The following is a 9,045-nucleotide window of genomic DNA, read 5'->3' as shown; positions in this document are numbered from 1 at the left end:
CGCCCACCCCGACCCTGCCCGAGCGTAATCGGGGCCACCTCGCCAAGGACGGCGAGCCGCTGACATTGGTGCTGGGTGTGTCCGACAACGATCCGACGTCGATCGCCGTTGCCAACACCGCGGCCGACCAGTTGCGCAACGTCGGCATCGCGGCCTCGGTCGCCGCCCTGGATCCGGTGGTGCTCTACGGCGACGCGTTGGTCAACAACCGGGTCGACGCGGTGATCGGTTGGCGGCAGGCCGGCGGCGATCTGGCGACCGCGCTGGCGTCGCGTTACGGCTGCCCCGCGCTGGAGGCGACACCGGTCGCGACCACCGCGACGCCGGTGGGCACGCAATCGCCGCCCTCGTCACCCTCGCCGTCACCATCGCCCGAATCGTCAACCGAGCCGTCCCCGCCCGCAACCAACACCGCGCCTTCTCCGACTCCAGAGCCCGACAGCGATGCGCTCGTCCAGGCGCCGAGCAACATCAGCGGCATCTGCGACCGCACCATCCAGCCGCGGATCGACGCTGCGCTGCGTGGCACCGCCGACGTCGGCGACGTGATCGACGCGGTCGAGCCGCGGTTGTGGGACATGTGGACGGTGTTGCCGATCATTCAGGACACCACGATCGTCGCGGCGGGCCCGAAGCTACAGAACGTCAGCCTCACCGGCGCGGTACCGGTCGGCATCGTCGGTGACGCCGGCAACTGGGTCAAGCTGCCGCAGTGACGTCGTCGTCGGGTGGCGGCTGGGCTGTTGCGGCGCGGCGTCGCTGACGGAGCTGCACGATGCCGTAGGCCGCATAGGCGCCGATGGCGAACACCGCCAGCAGCCACAGCGGGGGACGGGCGAGCTCCCAGACGAACAGGGCCGCGAACAGGGGGGAGCGTTGGGTGATCGCCAGCACTCCTGCCGCGCAACTCAGCGACAGCGCGGCCACGTGCAGATCTGTCCCGGCCCACTGGTTGAGGCCGAGGCCGACCAGTGACCCCGCGGCCGCGCCCGTCGCCAACGCTGGGGTGAGTAGCCCGCCGACGGCACCGGCGCGCAGGAAGAACGCGGTCAGCAGTGGTTTCAACAACAGGATGGCCGCGGCGGAGCCGAGGGTCAGTCCGCTGTTCATGCTGACCTCGAGGATGCTGCGGCCGTTGCCGGGCAGTTCCGGCAGCCAGATCGAGCAGATGCCGGTCATCAGCCCGGCCGCGGCGATGGCCGGGATCAACGTCGACGAGTGCGGCAGCACCCTGGGCCGGGCAGCCGACAACATCCGGTCGAACGCCAGACCCACCACGACCGCGAGCGGTGCCAGAGCCAACGCCAGGAACCCGAACAGATAGGACAGTTCGGCGTCGGGCCACACCAGCGCGTGCTCCAGATGGGTGACCGGCGCGGCCACCGCAACCGCCAGGCTGGACGTGATCAACGCGGTACCCCACGCCCGCGGATGCCAGGTGCCCAGCAGGATGCGGGCGGCGAACACCGCACCGCCCAGCGGCACGCTGTACACCGCACCCAGGCCGGCACCTGCGGCACACGCGAGCAGGATCTCGCGGTCGCGGGCGGTCAGCGCCCACCGCGAGGTGCCGAGATCGCCCCACGCGGCGGCCAGTTGCCGCGGCGCGCCCTCGCGGCCCAGGGAGGCCCCGGAGCCCACGAGCAACACCTGCAGAAAGGCGTCGATCGACATGGCCAGCCGGGGGATCCGGCGGTGCTCGGCGATGGTCACCGACAGCGACGGAACCTCGCAGCGGCGCCGGAGCAGCCACCACCCGCACCCGGCCAGCGCACCGCCGATCATCGGGCCCAGCGCACGGCGGACGGGTTCGCTGTTCTCCACCCCGGTGAGCAACGTGCCGAAGGAGTAGCGGTAGGTCAGGTGCTCGATCGCGTGCAACAGCAGCGTCGTCGCCGCTCCGGCGACACCGGCGAGCAGACCGATGACGACGATCGCGCAACCGAACTCAACGGTGCGCCGCGTCACGGCCCGAATCTATGCCAGACCCGGCGCCCGCGGAGGGTGATGAGCCGCGCGCGTCCGACGACGCGGTTGGGGTGCCCGACAGAAGTACGGCTGAGCTAGTCGCTGTCCTTGCCGGAATCCGAGCGGTCGGTGTCCGCCTTTGCTGACTGGGCCCTGTCGTCGCCCTTGTCGCGTTTGCCGCGCTTGCCGACTTCGTCGGAGTCCTGGGCCGGGTCCGAATCACCGTGCGACGAGGCGTCGTTGACGCCGCCGGTATCGGCTGACCGCTCGCCGTCGGTTGCCTCGTCGATGTTCTCCGCGCTGATGTCGTCAGTGCCCGCAGGGTCTGTTTCGGGCTCCGCTGTGCTGCTGACGGTGTTACCTGGATCCAGGTCACCGCTCAGGCCGCCCTCCGTGACGGAGTCCCGCGCCTTCTGGTCCGGTTCTGGGATGTCGGCGACTTCGGAATCGATGGTGACGGAGCTGTCGGTGCCCGCTTCATTCGCGGGAGCGCGAGCGCCCTCGTCGTCGGCTCGCGCGTCGTCGATGAAGCCCTCCTCGCCAGCAGTGGGCGACGGGGCGACGCCAAGTGCAACCGACTGATTGATCGGCGGTCTCGGCAGGTCGACAGGAGTCGGCGGCAGAAGTCCGAACGCGTTCAACTCGTCGATCGTCAGCCATAGGCCGGCGGCGAGAAGGTCGGTTCCGAGGTCCTGCATGTTGGAGAAGAAGCTGCCCTCGCCCCGGAGCCAATCGGTGCCATTGAACAGGACGCTCTTCACAACCGCTTCGCCGAACGTATAAAGAATGGTGCCTTGAGCTGCGAGAAAGTTGGGTACGCCAAGCACTGTCAGCCCGTCCTCGACCGCCTCGACCAGAGCGCGGACCGACGGTTCCACAGCGTTGTAGGTGTTGTCGATCGCGTCAGCGAGCCCCCCGAGTAGGGGGTTGGCCGGCAGTGTGAACATCTCGGGCGTCGGTGCGTCGGAGCCCGAAATCGCTGCCTCCCGGGCATTGTCGGCCGGCGCAGGGAGCGTTGGAGGAGGTACCGGTGCCGGTGGCGCCATAGCGTCCAGCAATGGGATGGGTGGTAGCGGGAGCATCGTGGGGGCCGATGTATCGCGGCGCGGCGTCGCCGCCACCGCGGCGCTGCCAGCCGGCACGGGCGAAGTGTCCGCAGATGTTGCCGTGCGCTGACTTATGGCGGCCAACAGTTCGACCGTTTCGCTGGTCGAGCTCGCCGCACTGGTGGACTGGCGCTTCGGCGCCTCAACGTCGGCAGGCGGAGCCACGACGGAGGCGACGGAGATGGCACCGGCGCCGATTGCTGCGATGCCTACTGACCTATACGAACGGCTAGATCGGTATTCCATGACGAACTCATCCCCCTGTTGCGAAAGGCTTTGCTAGCAAACGTCGCAGTACCCATCGAAACTCACCGACCGAGCTGTGTCAATGGGTTGTTCGGGCGCGTCGCAGCTCTTTTTCACGGCGCGCCGTGGCATTCGAGACACGCCTCCGTATCCGTTCACCCGGCGCCCGCGGAGGGTGATGAGTTGGCAAGCTGGTCGGATGGAGACCGCGCGGCTGCTCTTTGTCCATGCCCATCCCGACGACGAAACCCTCACCACGGGCGCGACCATCGCGCACTACGTGGCCAGCGGCGCTCAGGTGCAGGTCCTCACCTGCACGCTCGGCGAGGAGGGGGAGGTGATCGGCGAGCAGTGGGCGCAACTCGCCGTCGACCGGGCTGACCAGTTGGGCGGCTACCGCATCGGTGAGCTGACGGCGGCGTTGACCGCGCTCGGTGTCGACCGCCCGCGGTTCCTCGGCGGTGCCGGGCGCTGGCGCGACTCGGGTATGGAGGGCACCCCTGGCCGGCACCGGGAACGGTTCGTCGACGGGGATCTCGATGAACAGGCAGCCGTGATGGCTGCCGTGATCGACAGCCTGCGCCCGCATGTCGTCGTCACCTACGACCCGGACGGCGGCTACGGGCATCCCGACCACATCCATGTGCACCGGGTGACGACGGCGGCGCTCGAGGTCGCCGAATGGCAGGTGCCCAAGGTGTATTGGACGGTGACGTCGACGTCGGCGATGACCGCCGGCCTGGAAGCGCTCACCGACGTGCCCGCGGAATGGACGCGGGTGACCGGCGCCGATCTGCCCTTCGGGTTCACCGACGACGCGATCGATGCGGCGCTCGACGTCAGTGAGCAGCTACCGGCGAAGGTCGCGGCGCTGCGGGCGCATCAGACGCAGGTGAGCGTGTCCGCGGACGGTAAGGCCGGTGCCCTGTCGAACGGCATCGCGCTGCCGATCGACGGGTGGGAACACTACGTTCTGGCTGCGGGTGCGCCCGGCGACCGGGACGACCGCGGTTGGGAGTCCGACTTGCTGGCCGGGCTGAACCTCGGTTAGTCGACCCGATCACCGATGCCAGTTTGGGCGCTCGTCATCCAGCATCCGGCGCACTGCCGTCGGCGGGTGTCCGACATGCTCACGCATCGTGCGGGTCAGGTGGGCCTGATCGGCGAAACCCAGCTGCGCAGCCAGATCGGCGAGCGTCGTATCGCCGTGGCGCAGCCGGTCGAGGGCCCGGCCCACCCGCACCCGATTGCGGTATCTCGTCAGCGATACACCCAGCTCGCGTGGGAAGGCTCGGCTCAGCCGGTACGGGGATGCACCAAAAAACGCAGCCAGGGCGAACAGGCTGTGTGCGGCCGGGTGATCATCGTGGATCGCGGCACGGGCCCGGCGCACCAGCCGCTGGTCGGCGGGTGTGGGTCGATCGGTCACCGGCATCCTGCGATCTGTTGTCCGGCGAAGCGCCCCGGCCATCAGATGGACCAACCGCTCGGCGAGCAGGCCATCGGCATCGGCCGATCCGGCCGCCAGCAGCATGCGGTGCCCGAGCTCGACTTTCGCGTCGACGTAGAACGTGCCATGGAAGATGTCGACGGGGTTGCCGGCCAGCGCCCGCCAGTACTCCGCGGTCAACTGGATTGAGGTACAGACGTCTCCGCCGTGCGGATGCGCAAAAAGCTCCTCTTCGCCGGGTGCCCCCAGATATCCGACCGTGGGGTCCAGATCGACCTGGCCGCTGAGGCTGCGCCGCCGGAAGCGCCCGGCGTGAACCAGCACCAGCCGGGCATCCACCGGCCGCTCGGGGGCCGACCAGCCCGTGTCCCCGCCGTGGCAGGTCCAGGTGTGCAGGCTGAATTCCGGACGCGTCACCAGAGTCACCGCAGTCGGCACAACGCGACGATAGCCGCCCTATCCGACATATCCGGTGCGCAAGGATGTTCAAGACGCATCTGGGTTGCGGGCGCAGGCTGGGTGCATGGCATCGATTCATACCGAGTTCCCGATCAACGTTGACGCTGTACGTGCGTGGCGAGTGATCGGCGACTGGGCAGACGGCCCGGTCGCCATGGCGCCCGGCTATGTCGTGTCATCACAGGCCGAGGGCGACGTCCGGGTGGTGACATTCGCCAACGGCACCATCGCCCGCGAGCGGCTTGTCGCTCGCGACGACGATGCGCGCCGCATCGCCTATTCGGTCATCGGTGACTCGCTGCGACCAGCGCACGACAACGCTGTCATGCAGGTCATCGCGGACGGCGACGACCGCTGCAGGTTCGTATGGTCTCGCGACGTGCTGCCGGACGAGCTGGCGCAGCCGCTACGCGAAGCGATGCAGGAGGCCGGTGTGGTCATCACGCGCACCCTCGGTTCGTGTTAGCCGCTTCGGCGGCGCGGTGACCGGGTAAGCTGCGGCGAAACCGACGGCACCCGGGGGGTGCGAAAGAGGTGAAGTACATGGACCCGGACCTGGATCCCAACCTGCAGCACTGGCAGGACCGCCTCGACAGCTTCCAGTGGGTCGTGGGCTCGCTCGTCTCCGTGCTCGACAGCATCCCGACCTGACAGCGTCGTCCGCGCCGGCATCGGACCGGCTCCGTCTCGCGATGCTGGCGTTGATCGCCGTCGACGGGGTGTTCTCCGCGCTGATGGCGGTGTTCTTCCTACCCCTGCGGATCGGATCGGTGCCGTTTCCGATCAGTGCGCTGCTCAGCGGTGTGCTCAACGCACTGCTGGTGTGGGCAGCGTTGCAGTGGACCCCGAGCCCCCGGGTGGCGGCACTGCCGCTGTGGAGCTGGCTGCTGACCGTGCTGGTGTTCACCTTCGGCGGTCCGGGCGACGACATCGTGTTCGGTGGCACCGGGATCATGGAGTTCGCCCCGCTGGTGCTGATTGCGCTGGGAGCACTGCCGGGTGCCTGGGTGCTGGTGCGGCAGTCGACGCCTGCCGGTTGAGCCCGGCACTCGATCGACGGGGCGAACCCCGCCGCCGTCGCCGGATGACTACTGTGACTGCTATGTCAGGGGCATGCCGTGCGCACTCGGTTTCAGATAGTGAGACGCGCGGATGATCCGCGACGACGCCGGAGTTACAGGGAAGTGGCTCTGAACACCCCGCGTGGCGCCGATCTGCCCATCCCTTCCGTTCCGCCGAAGTCGGGTGCAGCGAGTCCGGCCGCCATGAGACGGGTGCTGCGCCGCGCGCGCGACGGCGTGGCCCTCAACGTCGACGAGGCCGCGATAGCGCTGACGGCACGCGGCGACGATCTGGCCGACCTGTGCGCCAGCGCCGCCAGGGTGCGCGACGCCGGACTGGAAGCCGCGGGCCGGCGAGGCCCCACCGGCAGGCTGCCCATCAGCTACTCGCGCAAGGTGTTCATCCCCGTCACCCATCTGTGCCGCGACACCTGCCACTACTGCACCTTCGTCACCGTGCCCGGCCGGCTGCGGGCGGCAGGCAAGGGCATGTACATGGAGCCCGACGAGGTCCTCGAGGTCGCACGTCGTGGCGCCGAAATGGGTTGCAAGGAAGTGTTGTTCACCCTCGGCGACCGTCCGGAAGAGCGGTGGGACGAGGCGCGCCAGTGGCTCGACGAGCGTGGCTATGAGACCACGCTGGACTATGTGCGGGCGATGGCGATCCGGGTGCTCGAGGAGACCGGGCTGCTGCCGCACCTCAACCCGGGCGTGATGAGCTGGACCGAACTGTCCCGGCTCAAGCCGGTCGCACCGTCGATGGGCATGATGCTCGAGACGACGTCGCGGCGGCTGTTCGAGACCCGCGGTGAAGCGCACTACGGCAGCCCCGATAAGGATCCCGAGGTGCGGTTGCGGACGTTGGACGACGCCGGCCGGCTGTCCATTCCGTTCACCACCGGGCTGCTGGTGGGCATCGGGGAGACGCTGCTCGAACGCGCCGAGACCATCCACGCCATCCGCCGGTCGCACAAGTCGTTCGGGCACGTCCAGGAAGTGATCGTGCAGAACTTCCGCGCCAAGGAGCACACCGCGATGGCGTCGGCGCCGGATGCGCAGATCGACGAGTTCCTGGCCACGCTGGCCGTCAGCCGGCTGGTGATGGGACCGAAGGTGCGGATCCAGGCCCCGCCGAACCTGGTGTCGCGGGCCGACTGTCTGGCCCTTCTCGGGGCAGGGGTGGACGACTGGGGCGGGGTGTCGCCGTTGACGCCCGACCACGTCAACCCCGAGCGTCCGTGGCCCGCGCTCGACGAGCTGGCGGCGGTGACGGCCGAGGCGGGTTACGACCTGGTGCAGCGGCTGACGGCGCAGCCGCAGTACGTGCAGGCCCGCGCCGGTTGGATCGACCCCCGGGTGCAGGGGCACGTCGATGCCCTCGCTGACCCCGACACCGGTTACGCCCTCGATGTGAACCCGGTGGGCCGTCCGTGGCAGGAGCCCGATGAGGCGACCGAGTCGCTGGGGCGCACCGACCTGCACGCCGCGATCGACGCTGAGGGCAGGCTGACCGAAACCCGTAGTGATCTGGGCAGTGCGTTCGGTGATTGGGAGTCGATCCGGGAGAAGGTGCACGAGCTGGCCGCCCGCGCTCCCGAGCGGGTCGACACCGACGTGCTCGCCGCGCTGCGCTCAGCCGAGCGTGATCCTGCCGGGTGCACCGACGACGAGTATCTGGCGCTGGCCACCGCGGACGGCCCCGCGATGGATGCTGTTGCCGCACTGGCTGATTCGCTGCGACGCGACGTCGTCGGCGACGACGTCACGTTCGTCGTCAACCGCAACATCAACTTCACCAACATCTGCTACACCGGCTGCCGGTTCTGCGCGTTCGCCCAGCGCAAGGGGGACGCCGACGCGTTCTCGTTGTCCACCGACGAGGTCGCCCAGCGGGCGTGGGAGGCGCACGTCGCCGGGGCTACCGAGGTGTGCATGCAGGGTGGCATCGACCCGGAGTTGCCGGTCACCGGCTACGCCGACCTGGTCCGTGCGGTCAAGGCGCGGGTGCCGTCGATGCATGTGCACGCGTTCAGCCCGATGGAGATCACCAACGGCGTCGCCAAGAGCGGTGTGAGCATTCGTGATTGGCTCACCGCGTTGCGGGAAGCCGGGTTGGACAGCATCCCCGGGACGGCCGCGGAGATCCTCGACGACGAGGTGCGGTGGGTGCTGACCAAGGGCAAGCTGCCGACCTCGATGTGGATCGAGGTGATCACGACGGCACACGAAGTCGGGCTGCGATCGAGTTCGACGATGATGTACGGCCATGTGGACGCGCCGCGGCACTGGGTCGGGCATCTGCGGGTGCTGCGCGAGATCCAGGACCGCACCGGAGGGTTCACCGAGTTCGTACCGCTGCCGTTCGTGCACCAGTCATCGCCGCTGTACCTGGCGGGTGGGGCGCGCCCCGGGCCGACTCACCGGGACAACCGCGCAGTGCACGCGCTCGCGCGAATCATGTTGCACGGCAGGATCTCCAACATCCAGACCAGCTGGGTGAAGCTCGGTGTCGAGCGAACCCAGGTGATGCTCAACGGCGGGGCCAACGACCTCGGCGGCACCTTGATGGAGGAGACCATCTCGAGGATGGCCGGCTCGGAGTTCGGCTCGTACAAGAGCATTGAGGACCTGGTCGGTATCGCGGCCGGCATCGGCCGTCCCGCCCGGCAGCGCACCACCACCTACACCCCGCTGGCCGCCTGACCTCCCTGTTCCGCGAGCGCGCGGGTCTGCACGCCGCCACGCCGCCACCGGC

Annotated in this window: 7 protein-coding genes and 1 pseudogene; 5 read left to right on the top strand and 3 right to left on the bottom strand. The window is 68.9% G+C overall.

What is annotated here, in order from left to right; all coding sequences use genetic code 11:
- Positions 1–326, top strand: a pseudogene (locus BEMPMBAN_RS33165) (ABC transporter family substrate-binding protein); the annotation flags it as partial.
- A gap of 373 nt (positions 327–699) precedes the next feature.
- Here BEMPMBAN_RS33165 and BEMPMBAN_RS14690 read toward each other — a convergent pair.
- A complete protein-coding gene (locus BEMPMBAN_RS14690) occupies positions 700–1,968 on the bottom strand; it encodes a chloride channel protein (RefSeq protein WP_159231124.1) in 1,269 nt (422 codons plus the stop codon).
- Positions 1,969–2,063: 95 nt separating this feature from the next.
- The gene (locus BEMPMBAN_RS14685; protein WP_159231122.1) at positions 2,064–3,110 is read right to left on the bottom strand and encodes a hypothetical protein; all 1,047 of its coding nucleotides are present in this window, start codon (positions 3,108–3,110) and stop codon (positions 2,064–2,066) included.
- 409 nt (positions 3,111–3,519) lie between these two features.
- On the opposite strand from BEMPMBAN_RS14685, the gene mshB reads away from it, so the two are divergent.
- Positions 3,520–4,371 carry an N-acetyl-1-D-myo-inositol-2-amino-2-deoxy-alpha-D-glucopyranoside deacetylase gene (gene mshB / locus BEMPMBAN_RS14680; RefSeq protein ID WP_159231120.1) on the top strand — a complete coding sequence of 284 codons (852 nt, stop codon included), beginning with the start codon at positions 3,520–3,522 and terminating at the stop codon, positions 4,369–4,371.
- A 9-nt stretch (positions 4,372–4,380) separates the two neighbouring features.
- Here the strand turns inward: mshB and BEMPMBAN_RS14675 are convergent, their stop codons facing one another.
- A complete protein-coding gene (locus tag BEMPMBAN_RS14675) occupies positions 4,381–5,208 on the bottom strand; it encodes a helix-turn-helix domain-containing protein (RefSeq protein ID WP_159231118.1) in 828 nt (275 codons plus the stop codon).
- 85 nt (positions 5,209–5,293) lie between these two features.
- On the opposite strand from BEMPMBAN_RS14675, the gene BEMPMBAN_RS14670 reads away from it, so the two are divergent.
- The 3 genes from BEMPMBAN_RS14670 to BEMPMBAN_RS14660 all read left to right on the top strand — a co-directional run bounded on the left by BEMPMBAN_RS14670 (position 5,294) and on the right by BEMPMBAN_RS14660 (position 8,993).
- Positions 5,294–5,695 carry an SRPBCC family protein gene (locus tag BEMPMBAN_RS14670; protein WP_159231116.1) on the top strand — a complete coding sequence of 134 codons (402 nt, stop codon included), beginning with the start codon at positions 5,294–5,296 and terminating at the stop codon, positions 5,693–5,695.
- 136 nt (positions 5,696–5,831) lie between these two features.
- The gene (locus tag BEMPMBAN_RS14665; RefSeq protein ID WP_159231114.1) at positions 5,832–6,269 is read left to right on the top strand and encodes a hypothetical protein; all 438 of its coding nucleotides are present in this window, start codon (positions 5,832–5,834) and stop codon (positions 6,267–6,269) included.
- 144 nt (positions 6,270–6,413) lie between these two features.
- Entirely contained in the window at positions 6,414–8,993 is a 2,580-nt protein-coding gene (locus BEMPMBAN_RS14660; RefSeq protein ID WP_159231112.1) for a bifunctional FO biosynthesis protein CofGH, read from the top strand.
- The last annotated feature ends 52 nt before the right edge of the window (positions 8,994–9,045 follow it).

This window comes from Mycolicibacterium austroafricanum (assembly GCF_902705885.1).
Classification (GTDB): domain Bacteria; phylum Actinomycetota; class Actinomycetes; order Mycobacteriales; family Mycobacteriaceae; genus Mycobacterium; species Mycobacterium vanbaalenii_A.
Note: the sequence above shows the minus strand (reverse complement) of the source record. Positions and strands in the feature narration are given on the sequence as shown.